This is a genomic window from Rhizobium sp. R711 (assembly GCF_002211365.1).
Taxonomy (GTDB): domain Bacteria; phylum Pseudomonadota; class Alphaproteobacteria; order Rhizobiales; family Rhizobiaceae; genus Rhizobium.
The window spans coordinates 169482-186502 of the sequence record NZ_LOKZ01000012.1 but is presented as its reverse complement, the minus strand read 5'-3'; the positions used below and the strand labels follow the sequence as shown (position 1 = coordinate 186502).

Here is a 17021-nt window from a genome sequence, read left to right as displayed (position 1 = left end):
AAGCTTAGAACCTCACGGCTCAAGGCGTTGATATGTCACGGAAACCGCGTTTTTGGATTTGTTTTGCTTTCGTGGTGGTTTGGGCATGCTTCATGCCGCAAATGGATCAGTGTGAGGAAGCTATCACAAAAATATGAGGAAATCAATAATTTACTGCGGCTGAGTCATGCGCGCAACACATGACACCCATATGCCGCAGGCACACTTCAGCTATTTTTCTTGGTCACTGAACCCGGTTTCAGGCCTAAGCTTGGAACTTTAGTATCAGTCGCCGGCTCCGGGATTCTTCGAGAAGTACTTCTCGAACTTGCCGCTTTCGCCGTCCATTTCCTTCGCTTCGGGCATGGCATCCTTCTTGACCGTGATGTTCGGCCAGATGCTGGCATACTCGGCGTTGATCTTGAGCCACTTGTCGAGGCCTGGCTCCGTGTCCGGCTTGATCGCCTCGGCGGGACATTCCGGCTCGCAAACACCACAGTCGATGCACTCGTCAGGATGAATGACGAGGAAGTTTTCGCCTTCATAGAAGCAGTCAACGGGGCAGACTTCCACGCAGTCGGTATATTTGCAGCGAATGCAATTGTCGGTCACGACATAGGTCATGAAGAACTCCAGGACTTCCATACAACGGGGCCGGGCAACCTGGAACGTCGCGCCTTTCCCCCAACCGGAAAGGAAGCAGTGAGATGCTTGGGAGGCAGTCACGCTATCCGGCAAGTTGATTGTCACGTATCGGCTTTATCTGCGGATTTCAAGAATAAAGAAATCGCAAAACCCCACAGTTCGGACAGAGTTTTCTAATCCTCGTCCGACATCAGCTTGTCGATTGCACGGCGTTCCTTTTTTGTGGGTCGCCCTGCTCCCGTTGCCCGCATTGCCTGCTCGTAAGGTGTGAGGCGCTTCGCCTCGTCGGGTGGCGGCGTCAGATCCTCATAAAGCAGCCGGGCTTCCTCATAGGGGCCGCGTCGCTCACCGCCTGATTTGACGATGAGGACAACATCGCGCCGCTCGAGCGCCAGTTCGACCCTGTCGCCCACCTTGACCGTCTGACTCGGCTGAAGGGCCCGCTCGCCGTTAATCCTGACATGTCCGGATTGAATATGGCCTTGTGCCAGCGAGCGCGATTTAACCATGCGCGTGAAGAACAGCCACTTGTCGATGCGTTGCCGCGAACCGCTTCCTGGCTGTGTCTCCCCGCCCATCCGCTTACTTCTTCATTTGCTCCTTCAAGGCAGCGAGCTTCGCGAAAGGAGAATCCGGATCGATCGGCTTTTCCTTACGCGGCGGCTTTGCCTCGAAGCGCAACGGCTGCGGGCCGCCACGGTTGTTGTTGCGATCCTTGCGATCGCCACGGTCCTGACGGTCGCCGCGCTGCTCGCTGCGGTCGCCGCGTCCCTGATGTGGCTTGCCGCCATCCTTGCCGTGATGCTGGCGATTGCCGTCGCGGCCTTCTCCACCTGCACCACCCTGACGACGATGGTCGGATCCGCGGTCCTGGCCGCGATTGTTGCCACCACGGCGTTCGCCCGGGTTGCGAGCCTGACGCTGATTGTCCGTACGGCCACCAAGGCGCCAGAGAAGAACCGGCTTCGGCTCCTCCGCTTCTTCGGAGTTTGCGGCGACCGGTTGTTCGGTAGCCACCCCTTCAACAACAGCGGGGGCTTCCGAAGCGGTTTCTTCCGATGCGCTGTCGGCATCGTCGTGATCCGCCTTCTCTGCATTGTCCTCAACCGTAGTCTCGGTTGCGGGCGTTGCTGCAGCGTCTTGGGCCGACAGATGGGCGGCCGCCTCCTCTGCCTTAACAGCATCGGCGCGATAGCCGAGTCCCTTCAGGATCTCTTCCATGTCCTCCAGCGTTGCGCCAAGGATCGAAAGCATGGCGGTCGTCGTCGTGAAACGGCGGCCGTCATATGCGCCTTCCGGACGATTGGCCTGGCCCGGCTTCCACTGGAGCAGAGGGCGAATGATATCGGCCAGACGCTCCAGGATGTCGATGCGCACTGCACGTTTACCAAGGAACCGGAAGCCGGCCAGCTTGTAGAAGGTGCGCTCGAAACCTGGATCGGTGACAACCGACGTGCGGCCTGCGGCCAGCACGGGAATGAGATCGCCGTAGCCGGGCTTGTCGAGACCGTCGTTCTTCAGTGCCCAGAGGAGCGTGATGAGCTCTGCCGGGGCGGGCTTCAGAAGGGCGGGGACGAAGATGTGGTAGGCGCCGAAGCGGACACCGTAGCGGCGCATCGAAGCGCGTGCATCCTGATCCAGCGACTTTACCTCTTCAGTCACATCACGCCGGAACAACACGCCGAGGTTCTCGACGAGCTGAAATGCCAGGCCCTTTGCCAGGCCCTGCAGATCCTCCGCGCGAGACAGGTCGTCAAGCGGTTTCAGAACGGTGCTGATGTGATGATTTACGAAGCGCTCGATACGAGCAGCCACGTGGTCGCGGGCATTGCCGGTCAACTGCTCATCGGCGAGGATGATGACGCGCGGGCGCATGACATGATCACTGCCTGCCAGGCGCGCCACCGGGTCGCCCAACCAGCGGATCGAACCGTCGGAGCCGATCGCGAGATCGCCATTGCCGGCTGCATGGAGGCGAGCCGCGCGTGCCTCGAATTCCAGAGCGAGCGCCTTCTGCGAAGCAGACTGAACGGCCTTAGCGTCCGGTCCCTCCGCTCCCGAAATGGGCGTGAACCGGAATCCCGACAGTTGCCCCACATGATGTCCTTCAACGAAGACATCGCCATTTACACTGATTTCAGCTTCCAGCATCGCATTCTCTCTCAGGCGCTTCATGAGCACAGATGTCCTGCGATCAACAAAGCGTTTCGTCAACCTTTCATGTAACGCATCGGACAATCGATCTTCGATTTCCCGCGTCTTTTCCTGCCAGTGTGTCGGATCGGCAAGCCAATTGGGCCGATTCGATACATAGGTCCAAGTCCTTATCTGCGCGATTCGCGCCGAAAGCGTGTCAATCTCACCGTCTGTTCGATCCGCGCGATGCACCTGCTCGGCAAGGAAGTCCTCGTTTACCGTGCCATAGCGGACGAGATCGGAAAAGAGGGTGGAAATCAGATCGGCGTGTTGAGCCGGTGCGATGCGTCGATAGTCCGGAAGTGCACAGGCCTCCCACAACTTCTCGACGCGCGCCGGGTTATCGGCAAGATCGATGATTTCGGGGTAGCGCGACAGGTGCTCCAGCGCTTGCTGGTCGACGGCGGGCAGAGCACGTGTCAGGCCGGAGACCGTCGGACCGTTCTCAAGGCTCGCGCGCAACGCGTGAAGCGAGCCGAAGTCGAGGTTCTTGGTGCGCCACTGCAGCACCTTCACATTGTCGAACTCGTGGCCTTCGATGCGTTCGACCAGTTCCTCATCAAAGGGATCGACCTGGCCCGTGACACCAAACGTCCCGTCGCGAACATGCCGTCCGGCGCGGCCGGCAATCTGCCCGAGCTCGGCGGGATTGAGATTGCGAAACTGATAGCCGTCGAATTTGCGATCTTGCGCGAAGGCGACATGATCGACGTCAAGATTGAGACCCATGCCGATCGCGTCCGTTGCGACCAGATATTCCACGTCTCCGGCTTGATAGAGCGCTACCTGCGCATTGCGGGTGCGTGGACTGAGAGCTCCGAGAACGACTGCCGCTCCGCCGCGCTGTCTGCGGATCAACTCGGCAATCGCATAGACTTCGTCCGCGGAGAAGGCGACGATCGCCGAGCGTTGCGGCAGGCGGGTGATCTTCTTCTGGCCCGCATAGAACAGGTGGGAAAGGCGCGGCCGTTCGACGACGGTGATTCCGGGGAGCAGTTGCTGCAGGATCGGGCGCATGGTACCGGCGCCGAGCAACAGCGTTTCGTCGCGGCCGCGCAAGTGAAGAATACGGTCCGTGAAGATGTGTCCTCGCTCGAGGTCGCCGGCGAGTTGAACTTCATCGATCGCGACGAAAGCGGCTTTGGTCTCGCGTGGCATTGCCTCGACAGTACAGACCGAAAAGCGGGCGTTGGGAGGCGATATCTTCTCTTCGCCCGTCACCAATGCAACGTTTTGAACCCCGACCTTTTCGGCGACACGTGTATAGACCTCACGCGCCAGCAGCCGTAGCGGCAGCCCGATCACGCCGGTGCCATGAGCAACCATGCGCTCAATGGCATAATGCGTCTTGCCGGTATTGGTTGGTCCGAGCACCGCGGTTACTCCGCGCCCGCTCAGTATCATCGGCTGCGATGTCAGTGTCATAGTCCTGCAGATGAGGCGAGGGTGCCCCAGGTCAAGTCAGCTCCTCTCCGAAGCAGACAACACATGGACAGCCGTTGCCCCAAACGCAAGGGCTGATTTGAATTTACTCTGCGGTTTCTGTTGCGCGAAAAGCTTGCAGATTGCTCGTTTTGCGATTCGGAACAGCTTGAGAACGAATCGGAGACGAATCGCTGACTCCGGCTGATTCAGTGTTTGTTCACGGCTAAGTATTGATTTTGAATCGCTTTTTCCCACAAGATGCTGAATCGCAAGATTCTCGCTATACGTGCGGCTCGCTTTGCATCCGGGCTGTCAACAGCCCTTCGCGGAAAATCGACGATCCATTTCGGCTCGAGTCTCGCCTGATGATGTCAACGTTACTCACCGGAAGCGAAAACGGGGCCTGATTGAGTGGTTTTTCCGCCAAAGTGGAACGGTTGATACATTTGGAACAAAAAACGGTGATGTGTGTTTCTTGTCCATTCCAGGTGTAATGAGGCTGAGGACTTGAACCATGCTTGGCACGATACTTCTGATTATCCTTATTCTGCTTTTGATCGGCGCCCTACCGAATTGGGGCTATAGCCGCGGATGGGGCTATGGACCTTCGGGCGGTTTGGGGCTAGTTCTCCTGATTATTATTATTCTTGTGCTGCTCGGTCGTATCTAAACGACGGAAAAAACTGGGAGATATGTCATGATGAAGAAAATTGTACTCATTGGCGCCCTCGTTGGCGCACTTGCTTCCTGTACGGCGACCGAGCAGGGCACCGCAATCGGTGCCGGCACAGGCGCTATTATCGGTGGTGCTGTTAGCAACAGTTGGGGTGGCGCTGCAGTGGGTGCTGTTGCCGGTGGTCTTGCTGGCGCATTGATCGGCCAGTCCGTTGAGCGCCGTGGCTATTGCGTCTACCGGGATCGGTATGGCCGTCGCTACGAGGCACGTTGCCCGCGCTACTAAAACCTAGGCCGGCGTTCGGCGGCATTATCATTTTTGAAATCGAAAGCGCCGTCTTGAGCCGGCGCTTTTTGTTTGAACGGTGGTCGCGATACGAATGTAGCCACTGACAAGAAAAAGGCCGCGTCGTTTCCGAAGCGGCCGTAGTTTCTCAGCGTTGAAGCGGACGATCAGTCCTTTGCGCGCTCGACGTAGGAATTGTCTTCCGTCGCGATAACGACGCGCGTGCCGGCGTTGATGTGCGGAGGCACCATGGTGCGCACGCCGTTCGACAGCATTGCCGGCTTGTAGGAGGACGAAGCCGTCTGGCCCTTAACAACCGGCTCGGTTTCCGTGATTTCGAGGGTTACGTGGCGCGGCAGTTCGAGCGCAAGCGGAACGCCTTCATGGATCGACAGGATGCAGGTCATGCCTTCCTGCAGATAGGCCTTCTGATCGCCCATCGTTTCATCGTTCACGACCACCTGGTCATAGGTCGCCGGGTTCATGAAGTGGAACCCTTCGCCATCCTCATAAAGATACTGGAAGTTCACGTCTTCGACGAAGGCGCGCTCGACCTGTTCGGTCGTACGCCAGCGCTCGGAGACCTTGACGCCGTCAACGATACGACGCATGTCGACCTGCGTAACCGGCGTGCCCTTGCCTGGATGAAAGTTCTGGGCCGTCAGAACGACGTAGAGCTTGCCATCCACGTCGAGAACGTTGCCCTTGCGGACGGAAGAGGCGATGACCTTGACCATTAAGACTTCCTTGTAACTCGGCTTTTGGCGTCGTAGAGGACTGTCGATACAGCCCCGGAGACGCGATTGATTGTTCTTTGGGGGCGCAACTAACCTAAAATCCGGCAAATAGCCAGCCCCAGCGTTGGACAGGTCGGTCAGGATGATGCCAATGAATCCCTCGATCGCCAAAGTCTCGCCGTGGTGGACGCCGAGCGTGCATTTGGACCGCCGCCCGTTCCTGATTGGACGCAATGCGATCCAGTCTTCACTGCGCGGCTACTTCCTGAGCGAGAATTTTCTTGAGGTCGACACCGCCACGCTACAGGTGTCGCCGGGCAACGAGGCACATCTTCACGCATTTGCCACCGAGGCTTTGACGACGGACGGCCAGACGGCGGCACCGCTTTACCTGCACACCTCGCCTGAGTTCGCCTGCAAGAAACTGCTCTCGGCCGGCGAGCACCGCATCGCCTGTTTTGCGCACGTTTATCGCAACCGCGAACGTGGACCCTTGCATCATCCGGAATTTACGATGCTTGAGTGGTATCGCGTGGGTGAAAGCTATGAGAGCCTGATGATGGACTGCGTTCGGATTCTGGCACTTGCCGCGGAAACCATGAAGACGGCGCGGCTCACCTATAAGGGCCGGGACTGCGATCCGTTTGCCGGGCCGGACCGGATAAGCGTTGCCGCAGCCTTCGAACGCTACGCGGGCATCGATCTGCTGGCCTCCGTTTCCGCCGATGGTGCGACGGATCGGGCGCATCTCGCTGACCAGGTGAAGCGGATCGGCATGCGTGTCGCCGGCGACGATGGCTGGGCGGATTTGTTCAGCCGCGTACTTGTCGAAAAGGTCGAGCCGCATCTGGGTTTCGGTCGAGTGACCATTCTTGACGAATATCCGGTGTCGGAAGCAGCATTGGCGCGCCCCTCCGCGCGTGATCCCCGTGTTGCGGAGCGTTTTGAGGTCTATGCCTGCGGCGTCGAGCTTGCAAACGGCTTCGGCGAGCTTACCAATCCGGCCGAACAGCGTCGCCGCTTCGAGATCGAGATGTCTGAGAAGGCCTGCATCTACGGCGAAAGCTATCCTCTCGACGAGGATTTTCTGGACGCACTTGCAATCATGCCCGAGGCAAGCGGCATCGCTCTAGGCTTCGATCGGTTGGTGATGTTGGCAACCGGGGCGTCGCGGATCGATCAGGTGATGTGGACGCCGGTCGCGGAGTACAGCAGATGAGCAGTATCGGGCCGATCAAGACTGTCGAGGGACTGGAACGCGCGGGGCTGGGTCAGAGAGACCGGGACGCGTTGGCTGACGTCGCCGCACGCTACGCTATTGCATTGACTCCGACCGTCGCCGGTTTGATCGACCGTGCTGATGATGCGGACCCGATTGCGCGTCAATTCGTGCCTGACGCGGCAGAGCTTATCGTCGCGCCCGAAGAGCGCGCCGACCCCATCGGTGACGAAGCTCATAGTCCCGTACCGGGGATCGTTCATCGCTATCCTGATCGGCTGCTGTTGAAGGCCGTGCATGTATGCCCGGTCTACTGTCGCTTTTGCTTTCGCCGTGAGATGGTTGGTCCGCAAGGCTTGGGCACGCTTGACCCCAAGGCAATGTCGGCAGCCTTTGCTTATATCCGCGAGCATAAGGAAATCTGGGAAGTGATCCTGACGGGTGGTGATCCGCTCGTGTTGTCACCGCGTCGGCTGGAAGAAATCCTTCGCGAACTGGCATCGATCGACCACGTGAAGATCGTGCGGTTCCACACACGCGTTCCCGTGGTGGATCCCTCAAAGGTAGATGCGGCCTTGATTGCTGCTCTGAGAGCGAGCGGCAAGACCGTCTACGTGGCGCTGCATGCCAATCATCCGCGCGAACTGAGCGATGAGGCGCGCGCGGCATGTGCCCGCCTGATTGATGCCGGAATGGTCATGGTCAGCCAGTCGGTGCTTCTGAAGGGCGTCAATGATGATCCGACTGTACTTGCAGAGTTGATGAAGGCCTTCGTTGAGACGCGTGTAAAACCTTACTACCTGCACCATCCGGACCTGGCTCCCGGCACAAGCCATTTTCGACTGACGATCGAAGAAGGACAGAAGATAGTCGCCGCTCTGCGCGGCCGGATTTCCGGCCTCTGCCAACCCACCTACATACTCGATATCCCCGGTGGCCATGGAAAGGCCGTGATAGGCGAACGGTCGATCAGAGAGATGGGTGAAGGTTGCTATTCTGTTTCGGACTATCGCGGTGTCGAGCACTTATATCCGCCGGTAGCTTAGTAAGAAAGGTGCGAGCGAAGTGTTGTTCTTGGACACTGTGTTGCCAGACCTCTGATGGCGCGAAAATATATAACTCAGTCAAGATTTTGAAATCCAACGTAAGTTCCGCTTCATACCGTTTTTCTTCTAAGAATTTAGCTGAGGTGATTAGCTCACTTTAACTACGTCATTTAGGAGAATTTTGTCTTTTCCAGACTACGCCTATCGCGAGAACAAGGCAGTTTCGCCACTCGAGATATGATCATCTTGGAGAAGTCATAATGAATACTACGATCCGTGAGCTCCTGGTCAAATTCGGAAAGCTTCCCGTTCCTGTTGACCAGGTCGCCGACGATGCCGACCTCTATGCGGTGGGCCTCACTTCCTTCGCTTCGGTGCAGCTTATGCTTGGCATCGAAGAAGCCTTTGACATCGAATTTCCTGACAATCTCCTGAATCGCAAGTCTTTTGCCAGCATTTCGGCGATCGCGAAGACCGTCGACCAGATCAAAGATAGCCGGAAGGTCGCCTAAATGAACTTTCCGGTCAAAATCACGGAAGAAGATCTTGCCGCCAGAGTCGCCCGCGTGTCCGCGATCGCGGCAAGGCATGCGGACTCCGTCGATTTTGACGGGAGGTTCCCACACGAAGCAGTGGAGGCCATGAGGGCCGAGCGGTTGCTCGGAATTCAGATTCCACGCCACTTCGGTGGCGAAGGCGCGACGATCGCAGGGATCGCCGAACTGTGCTCGATGCTTGGGCAGGCGTGTTCTGCGGCTGCCATGGTTTTCGCCATGCATCACATCAAGCTTTGCAGCCTGGTCGAGCACGGCGCCGAGAGCGAATGGCATCGGGCCTTTATGCAACGCGTGGCCGCCGAGCAATTGCTGATTGGGTCGGCGACGACCGAAGGTGGCATTGGCGGCAACCTCAGGAACAGCATCTGCGCGATCGAGGTGGACGGCGATACCTGCCGTCTGGAGAAAGACGCCACCGTCATATCCTACGGCTCCTACGCCGATGCGATCATGATTACGTCGCGCGCCCATGCCAATGCGGCTTCTTCCGATCAGGCTCTGACCGTTTTTCTCAAGGAGCAGTACACGCTGGAAAAAACCCACGCATGGGATACGCTCGGCATGCGGGGCACGTGCTCGGATGGCTTCCTCTTCAAAGGCGAGGCGCCCGCAGCACAAATCCTTCCGAAGCCCTTCGCGGAGATCGCGGCCCAATCGATGCTGGCGTCGTCGCACCTTCTTTGGAGCGGCGTGTGGTATGGCATCGCCGTCGACGCTGTGGGTCGCGCCCAGGCGTTCGTGCGAGCAGCTGCGCGCAAGTCACCAGGGGCGCCACCGCCCGGAGCCCTGCGGTTGGCCGAGGTCTCCAACCTTCTGCAGATGGTTCGCTCGAACGTCGTTGCCGGCCTGAAGGCCTACGAAGATGCCAAGAGCGACGCGGACAAGCTTTCCTCGATGGGCTTTGCCGTCACGATGAACAACGTGAAGATTGCCTCGTCGGAGACGATTCTCGAGATCGTCAATCACGCGATGCTGATTTGTGGGATCATGGGCTACAAGAACGGCACGCCATTCAGCGTCGGCCGGCATCTGCGCGACTCCCATTCCGCACAACTCATGATCTCGAACGACCGCATCCTCGGCAACACGTCGAGCATGCTTCTTGTCCACAAGCAGGACACTAGCTTACTGGGGTGACGACATGGACGTGCAGACAACGTTTCTGGACAGGCTTTTTGAATCGGGTCTCTTGATCGATACGGGCGTTGACGGTCTTTACGGACGCAGCGGACAGTTTGAAGACGTGATTGCCGCCTTCGAGCGCCTGATCGACAAGTTCGGCGGCGCCGATGGCGCTGAAGCGATGCGTTTTCCGCCCGGAATGAACCGTGCCTTCTTCGAGAAGAGCGGTTACATGAAGAGCTTCCCGCAGCTCGCGGGCACGGTTCACAGTTTCTGCGGCAGTGAACTCGACCACATCAGCCTCCTTCAGTGCATGGAGGTGGGCGATGACTGGACGAAGGATCAGCAGGCAACCGACATCGTTTTGACTCCTGCTGCGTGCTATCCGCTCTATCCGACTGTTGCTCGCCGCGGCAAACTGCCGATGGGCGGCGGTCTCTTCGATCTGCAATCCTATTGCTTCCGCCACGAGCCTTCGCGGGATCCCGCGCGCCAGCAGCTTTTCCGCATGCGTGAATACATTTGCATGGGTACGGAGCAGCATGTCACGGATTTCCGGCAACGCTGGATGGACCGCGGCGTCGAAATGATGAAGGCAGTCGGCCTGGATGTGACGATTGATGTCGCGAACGACCCGTTCTTTGGCCGCGCCGGCAAAATGCTGGCCAATAATCAGCGCGATCAGAACCTGAAATTTGAACTGCTCATTCCGATCACTTCGGTTGCCAAGCCGACGGCCTGCATGAGCTTCAACTACCATCAGGATGCGTTTGGCACGAAATGGGAGCTATATCTCGAAGACGGCAGCGTTGCGCACACGGCTTGCGTTGGCTTCGGCCTTGAGCGCATCGCGCTCGCGCTGTTCCATCACCACGGGCTCGAGGTCAAGCATTGGCCTTCCAAGGTGCGTCAAGCGCTGTGGAGCTGAGCGAAGCGATGAGAGCCGTCTTTCCGTGGGTCCACCCGGACGGCTATCAGCCGCATCCGCTGCATTCCAGTGAGCGGATGTGGCCTGAAACCAATTGCTATGTCGACCTCTGGATCGAAGTGCTGAACGCCGTCGGCACCGCGCCGGAGGCGATGCTTGGCTTCACGCTCACGCAGGACTTCGAGGGCGATCAATTCACCTTCTTCAAGGTGCCCCTCGAGGATCTTGAGGCACTCTACGACATCCGTGTCACCGAACTTGCCATCTTCGACCGCGTCGAACGGCACATCGAGGTGCAGATTGCACGCGGGCGCCTTTGCCTGATCGAGATGGACTCGTTTTATATGCCCGACACACAGGGCACTGCCTATCGGACCGAGCATGGCAAGACCACCGTGGCAATCAACAGGCTCGATCTTGCCGGAAAGCGCGTCGAGTACTTTCATAACGGTGGTTATTTTCATCTCGAGGGCGAAGACTTCGACGGGCTGTTCCAGCTTCATCTGACGCCAGAAGATCCGCCGTTCCTTCCGTACACGGAATTTGCAAAGCTTCCCGCCCGTATTCCTGATGCTGCGCATGTCAGCGCCACGGCGCGCAAACTCCTCGGACTTCACTTCGGTCGCCGGCCGGTCTCGAATCCTATCCGGGCTTTCGCCGAAGTGTTTCCGCAGCAGGTGGAAGCAGTGGCAGAGCGACCGTTTGGTTTCTTTCACAAGTATGCGTTCAACACGCTACGCCAGTTTGGCGCCAATTTCGAACTTGCCGGTAATCATCTTGCCTGGCTCTCTGCCAATGAATTCTCGTCCGCCATCGCTGATGCGCGCCGGATTTCCGAAGTTGCAAAGTCAGTGCAGTTCCAGCTCGCCCGGGCCGTGACGCGGAAGAAGTATGATCCACTGCGCACAGCGCTTGATCCGGCAGCCGATGCATGGGATTCCATGATGGCTTCGCTCAAGGAGCGCTTGTGAAGCCGGGAGTCTAGCATGCGGGGACGGTTGGCGAGTGTCGGTGCAGAGGAAACTCTGCTCGCCGAAGGCTGGAATCTGGTTCTTACGGAGCCGGGCGCGTGCGCAACGCCTCATGATATTCCCTTGTCCGCTCAGTTCATCGCTGCCGAAGTGCCGGGGACTGTCGCTTCGGCATTGGAAAAGGCGGGACGCTTCGATCGTGAAAATCCGGAGCCGCTCGATACCCGCGACGCGTGGTACCTCTGCCGCCTTTTTGACGCGCAGCCCGGCGATGTGATCCTGCGCTTCGAGGGCTTGGCTACGCTGTGCCATGTCTTTCTCAATGGCCAGGAGATACTGGCGTCGGAAAGCATGTTCACCATGCATGAGATACCGGTGACGCTCTCCGGCGGCGACGAGCTGGCGCTTTGCTTCCGAGCCTTGGCGCCGAAGCTGGCCGAACCCGGCCCACGCGCACGCTGGCGTCCGCAAATGATCACGCCGCAAGGCTTGAAGAATGTTCGCACGACCTTGCTTGGGCGGATGCCGGGCTGGTGTCCGGAAATTCATGCGGTTGGTCCGTGGCGTCCCATCACGCTCGTGCGCCGCGATGTCGTTTCGATCGACAATGTCGCCATTCGTGCCATGCTTGAGGCGGACGGTACCGGGCGGTTGAGCGTTTCGCTTCACACGAATGTCGACAATCCGGATTTGACGCTTCGGTGTGGAGAGAGCGAGCAGGCCTTCGAAAAGATTGGAGAGAGCCACTACTCGGCAATCCTGAAGCTGAAGGACGTCGATCTCTGGTGGCCGCACACGCACGGCGCGCCTCAACTTTACGATTACTCGATTGTCGTTGACGGTGTTGCCCATCACGCAGGGCGAACAGGTTTTCGGCGGATCGACGTCGATCGTGGCGCCCACGGAGATGATTTTGCACTGTTGGTCAACGGCGAGCGCATCTTCTGCCGTGGTGCTGTTTGGACGACCGCCGATATCGTTCGGTTGCCGGGCGACAGAGCGGATTACGAGCCGTTCCTACGCCTTGCCGCGGAGGCGGGCATGAACATGATTCGTATCGGCGGGACGATGGTCTATGAGACGCCGGAGTTCTTTCAACTCTGCGACGAACTCGGCCTGCTTGTCTGGCAGGACTTCATGTTCGCCAATTTTGACTATCCGAAGAACGACAAAGCTCTGACGGCGCATGTCCACGCGGAGGTCGAGGAATTCCTGCATGCCGTCCAGGGATGCCCGTCGCTGGCGGTTTTGTGCGGCGGCAGCGAGATCTACCAGCAGGCGGCCATGCTTGGATTGCCGCAGGACTATTGGTCGGGTCCGATCACGGAGGAGATCATTCCGGCGATTGCCGGGCGCATGCGGCCCGACGTCCCGTATGTGCCAAATTCACCTTCGGGCGGCGCAATGCCGTTTTCTCCGAATGTTGGGGTCACCCACTACTACGGCGTTGGCGCCTACATGCGACCGCTTGATGACGCGCGCCGAGCAAACATTCGCTTCGCGGCCGAGAGCCTGGCTTTCGCCCACGTGCCGCAGCAGAGAACGCTGCAACGCCATCTGGACGTGCCGCCAGTCCACAGTCCGCTATGGAAATCGCGGGTTCCCCGCGATCGTGGCGCCTCGTGGGATTTCGAGGACGTCAGGGATTTCTATCTGGCAGAACTCTATGGCGAGGATCCGGCGCGCCTCCGTCGTGAGAATCGCGAGCGGTACCTCGACCTTTCCCGTGTCGTCACCGGCGAAGTGGCCGAGGCGACCTTTGCCGAATGGCGACGCAAGGAATCGACCTGCAACGGCGCACTGGTCTGGACACTGCAGGATTTGATGCCTGGCCCTGGTTGGGGTGTGATTGATTCGACCGGCGAGCCGAAACCCATCTGGTACGCGCTAGGTCGCGCGTTCCGGCCGGTGCAGGTTGTCGTCACGGACGAAGGCACGAATGGCCTCGATATCCACGTGCTGAACGAGACCGAGAACGCTCTTCAGCTTGATCTCGAGCTTGTTTGCTTGCGGCACGGCAGGCAGCACGCCGTCAGCGGCGGCCGTATTCTGGCTTTGGCCCCAAGGAGTTGCGAGACCTTTGCCGCCACCGATCTCTTTGGCGCGTTTTTCGACACGACTTACGCCTTCCGCTTCGGCCCGCCTTCCCATGACGTCACCGTTGCTCGCTTGCGCCTGCCGGATGGCGGTCCAGTGGTTGCCGACGCCTTCCATTTTCCGTTGGGGCGCTCTAAGGCCTTCCATGATGCTGAAATCCAGGTGGCGGTGACGCGACAGAACGATGCATGGGGGCTCGATATCGCAGCCGACAGGTTCGCGCAGTCCGTTCACGTCAGTGTCGATGGCTATCGACCCGACGACGACTGGTTTCATCTTGCCCCCGGCGCTGCCAAACGGGTCCGGTTGCTTCCACTATCGGGGTCGGCGGATGGAGAAGCGCCTTCCGGTGAGATTACAAGCGTCGGCAGTTCACGGGCCGTCTCGTTTTAGTGCCCTCGCGGGAGACCGGAAGGCGTTTCAAACGGCTGCTCAGAAGGCCTTGAAGGTCAGGGTTGTCAGCGAGCGCACAATGCCGGGGATGTTGGCGATGTTATCGTTTATGAACTTGCCAATGTCCTGCCCCTCTTCGATGTAGACCTTGAGCAGGAGGTCATAATCGCCGCTCGTCGAATAGAGTTCCGAAACGCGCTCGGTCTGATAGATGGCATCGGCGACTTCGTAGGTCTTGCCTGGCGCGCATTGGAGCTGAACGAAAATTGGCTTCATGGGGAGGTTCCTGCATCACATTCTGGTTCGGCGCATAATGCTCGAAAGCGCCCTGTCGGCGCAAGCTTCAGATCGCGGCTTCACGAACGATCCAGGCGCGAAATGCCTCCAGCGGGGCGTAATCGGCTCGTTCCGGCGGATAGGCAAGATAGTAGTGCTCACTGCTTTCCGTTTCGCGATCAATGGCTGCGACCAGGTCACCACGTTTCAGCTCATCCTGAATAAGGAAAGTCGGTAGCAGCGCAACGCCGAGACCGGCCACCGCCGCTTGGGCGACTGTCGCGAACTGATCAAAGAGCATACCGTGGACGCTTTGAAAGCTCACACCATTGTCTGCGAACCACCGCTCCCATGCATCCGGGCGCGTCGTCAGGTGCAGCAGTGGAGCTTCGAGCAGATCCTGCGCAGTGTTGATCGCGTGCCGGGTGCAAAACTCGGGGCTGCAGGCCGGGACGGTCTTCTCCGACATGAGAAACGTCAGCTCCGCGCCAGGCCAATGCGCGTGACCGAAGTGAATAGCCGCGTCGATCGAATCGAGGCGGAAGTCGAAGGGTGACAATCGGGTGATGAGATTGATCGTTACCCCGGGATTGGCGGCGAGGAAGCTACCCAGCCGGGGCGCCAACCATCGCGTCCCGAAGGTGGGGAGAATGGCCAGATTGAGCGTACCTCCATGCGGATTTGCGCGCAGGTTCAGCGACGCGCTTGAAATGCGTCGCAGTGCCTCGCGTATTTCGCGGGCGTAACCGTCGCCGGCGAGCGTCAGTCGCACGGTCTGGCGCTCGCGCACGAACAGTTCGACGCCGAGTTGCTCCTCCAGCGCCTTGATCTGGCGGCTGACGGCGCTCTGCGTGAGGTCGAGTTCGCGCGCGGCTGCCGTCACGCTACCAGTGCGAGATGCCGCCTCGAAGGCAACAAGCAAGGACGTCGACGGAAGAAAGCGTCGTGATGGCAGCATCCATCATTCCATTTCAGAATAAGCTATTTCGCAAATGTCGATATTTACGGCTTATCCGGATTTGTAAAGTAATCCATCTGACGGAATCGGAATGAACTGGAATGCGATCGACCGGCCGGGTTTGCTGCTCCTGGCAGCGATCGGCAGCCTGTATCAGCGGTTTTACAAGCAATCGCACGGCGCTAGAATGTTGCCTGCCTAATGGATGGATTTTGATCGAATGCTGAACGATCCCCGTTCCCACGGCCTCTGGGAAAAAACCGCTCCCCAGCCACCTGTGACACCGTCGCTGGCTGGCGCCGTGAGCGCCGACGTCGTTGTTGTGGGGGGCGGCTATACCGGACTTTCCTCCAGTCTCCATCTGGCGGAAGCGGGCTCGAAGGTCGTATTGCTTGACGCCAAGGAGATCGGGTTCGGCGGAGCGGGCCGCAACGTTGGCCTCATCAATGCCGGCATGTGGGTCATGCCGGACGACCTCCCGGGCGTTCTCGGCCCGGTCTACGGCGAACGGTTGCTCGACCTGTTGGGCAATGCACCAAAGCTCGTGATGGAGTTGATCGACAGACACGGCATTGCCTGTGAACTCGAACGGAACGGAACGCTTCACGTCGCTGTCGGCGCGAGTGGACTGAAGGAGATCGAAGATCGCGTGCAGCAGTGGGCGGCGCGCGGAGCGCCTGTGACGTTGCTCGACGCGGCGGAGACGGCCAAGCGTGTTGGCAGCAGTGCCTATACGGGCTCATTGCTAGATATGCGCGCCGGCACGCTGCAGCCGCTCGCCTATGCCCGCGGCCTTGCGCATGCGGCGGTCAAGGCCGGCGTTTCAATCCATACTTCGAGCCCCGTGATAGCGACCGAGCCGAAAGGCAACCGCTGGACCGTGAGGACCGCAAAGGGCGAGGTGACGGCTGACTGGATCATCGTGGCGACTGATGCATACAGCACGGGTCCCTGGGAAGCGGTGCGCAACGAGCAGGTCCACCTGCCCTATTTCAATCTTGCGACCCGGCCACTTGGCGACAATTTGCGCCGCTCGATCCTTGCCGGGCGCGAAGGAGTTTGGGACACGAAGGAAATCCTCTCCTCCTATCGCATGGACCAGGCCGGGCGCCTGGTGTTCGGCAGTGTCGGCGCTTTACGCAATACTGGGCTTGGCATCCACACGGCCTGGGCCAAACGCTCTTTGAAGAAGCTCTTTCCGCAGCTTGGCGATGTCGAGTTCGAATGCGAGTGGTATGGCAAGATCGGGATGACCGACAATGCGCTGCCGCGCTTCCACAGGTTCGCGCCGAATGTCGTTGGCTTCTCCGGCTATAATGGTCGCGGGATCGCGCCGGGCACCGTTTTCGGCCGCACGCTTGCCCAGCTTATCCTGGGGCAGACGACGGAAGCGGACCTGCCACTACCGCTTACCGCGCCGTCCGAGCCGAGCTTCCGCGCCTTGAAGGAAATGTGGTACGAAGCCGGTGCCCAAGTCGCCCATTTCGCCGACGCCCGCTTTTGAGAACCGA

16 protein-coding genes are annotated in these 17021 nt (G+C 59.1%); 10 read left to right on the top strand and 6 right to left on the bottom strand.

Annotated features, from left to right (window positions below; translation table 11 throughout):
* Positions 1–264 precede the first annotated feature (264 nt).
* The 3 genes from fdxA to ATY80_RS14320 all read right to left on the bottom strand — a co-directional run bounded on the left by fdxA (position 265) and on the right by ATY80_RS14320 (position 4245).
* A complete protein-coding gene (gene fdxA, locus ATY80_RS14330) occupies positions 265–603 on the bottom strand; it encodes a ferredoxin FdxA (protein ID WP_088693240.1) in 339 nt (112 codons plus the stop codon).
* Between the two features lie 194 nt (positions 604–797).
* On the bottom strand, positions 798–1202 hold the full coding sequence (locus ATY80_RS14325; RefSeq protein ID WP_088693056.1) for an RNA-binding S4 domain-containing protein: 405 nt from the start codon (positions 1200–1202) through the stop codon (positions 798–800).
* A gap of 4 nt (positions 1203–1206) precedes the next feature.
* The gene (locus ATY80_RS14320; protein WP_088693055.1) at positions 1207–4245 is read right to left on the bottom strand and encodes a helicase-related protein; all 3039 of its coding nucleotides are present in this window, start codon (positions 4243–4245) and stop codon (positions 1207–1209) included.
* Between the two features lie 514 nt (positions 4246–4759).
* Here ATY80_RS14320 and ATY80_RS14315 point away from each other — a divergent pair.
* Both ATY80_RS14315 and ATY80_RS14310 read left to right on the top strand, forming a co-directional pair.
* A complete protein-coding gene (locus ATY80_RS14315; protein WP_088693054.1) occupies positions 4760–4915 on the top strand; it encodes a DUF3309 family protein in 156 nt (51 codons plus the stop codon).
* A 27-nt stretch (positions 4916–4942) separates the two neighbouring features.
* The gene (locus ATY80_RS14310) at positions 4943–5206 is read left to right on the top strand and encodes a YMGG-like glycine zipper-containing protein (RefSeq protein WP_007794616.1); all 264 of its coding nucleotides are present in this window, start codon (positions 4943–4945) and stop codon (positions 5204–5206) included.
* Positions 5207–5373: 167 nt separating this feature from the next.
* Here ATY80_RS14310 and efp read toward each other — a convergent pair whose 3' ends face one another.
* Positions 5374–5943, bottom strand: a complete 570-nt coding sequence (efp, locus tag ATY80_RS14305; RefSeq protein WP_018855880.1) for an elongation factor P — start codon at positions 5941–5943, stop codon at positions 5374–5376.
* 151 nt (positions 5944–6094) lie between these two features.
* On the opposite strand from efp, the gene epmA reads away from it, so the two are divergent.
* The 7 genes from epmA (at position 6095) to ATY80_RS14270 (ending at position 14276) form a co-directional block, all read left to right on the top strand.
* Complete coding sequence (gene epmA / locus ATY80_RS14300) at positions 6095–7162, top strand: EF-P lysine aminoacylase EpmA (RefSeq protein WP_088693239.1); 1068 nt, start codon at positions 6095–6097, stop codon at positions 7160–7162.
* A complete protein-coding gene (locus ATY80_RS14295) occupies positions 7159–8208 on the top strand; it encodes a lysine-2,3-aminomutase-like protein (RefSeq protein ID WP_088693053.1) in 1050 nt (349 codons plus the stop codon). Before epmA ends, ATY80_RS14295 begins: the two co-directional genes overlap by 4 nt.
* Before the next feature lie 260 nt (positions 8209–8468).
* Positions 8469–8720: an acyl carrier protein gene (locus tag ATY80_RS14290; RefSeq protein WP_088693052.1), complete on the top strand. Its 252-nt coding sequence runs from the start codon at positions 8469–8471 to the stop codon at positions 8718–8720.
* Complete coding sequence (locus ATY80_RS14285) at positions 8721–9902, top strand: acyl-CoA dehydrogenase family protein (RefSeq protein ID WP_088693051.1); 1182 nt, start codon at positions 8721–8723, stop codon at positions 9900–9902.
* Between the two features lie 4 nt (positions 9903–9906).
* Positions 9907–10815: an amino acid--[acyl-carrier-protein] ligase gene (locus ATY80_RS14280; protein WP_088693050.1), complete on the top strand. Its 909-nt coding sequence runs from the start codon at positions 9907–9909 to the stop codon at positions 10813–10815.
* An 8-nt stretch (positions 10816–10823) separates the two neighbouring features.
* Positions 10824–11786, top strand: coding sequence for a DUF1839 family protein (locus ATY80_RS14275; protein WP_088693049.1), 963 nt, complete (start codon positions 10824–10826; stop codon positions 11784–11786).
* A gap of 15 nt (positions 11787–11801) precedes the next feature.
* Positions 11802–14276, top strand: coding sequence for a glycoside hydrolase family 2 protein (locus ATY80_RS14270; protein WP_088693048.1), 2475 nt, complete (start codon positions 11802–11804; stop codon positions 14274–14276).
* A 39-nt stretch (positions 14277–14315) separates the two neighbouring features.
* Here the strand turns inward: ATY80_RS14270 and ATY80_RS14265 are convergent, their stop codons facing one another.
* Positions 14316–14552, bottom strand: coding sequence for an Lrp/AsnC ligand binding domain-containing protein (locus ATY80_RS14265; RefSeq protein ID WP_016556708.1), 237 nt, complete (start codon positions 14550–14552; stop codon positions 14316–14318).
* A 67-nt stretch (positions 14553–14619) separates the two neighbouring features.
* Positions 14620–15510, bottom strand: a complete 891-nt coding sequence (locus ATY80_RS14260; protein WP_088693047.1) for a LysR family transcriptional regulator — start codon at positions 15508–15510, stop codon at positions 14620–14622.
* A gap of 220 nt (positions 15511–15730) precedes the next feature.
* Here ATY80_RS14260 and ATY80_RS14255 point away from each other — a divergent pair, with 220 nt between their 5' ends.
* Positions 15731–17014 (top strand): FAD-binding oxidoreductase, encoded by a 1284-nt coding sequence (locus ATY80_RS14255; protein WP_088693238.1) that lies wholly within the window; start codon positions 15731–15733, stop codon positions 17012–17014.
* The last annotated feature ends 7 nt before the right edge of the window (positions 17015–17021 follow it).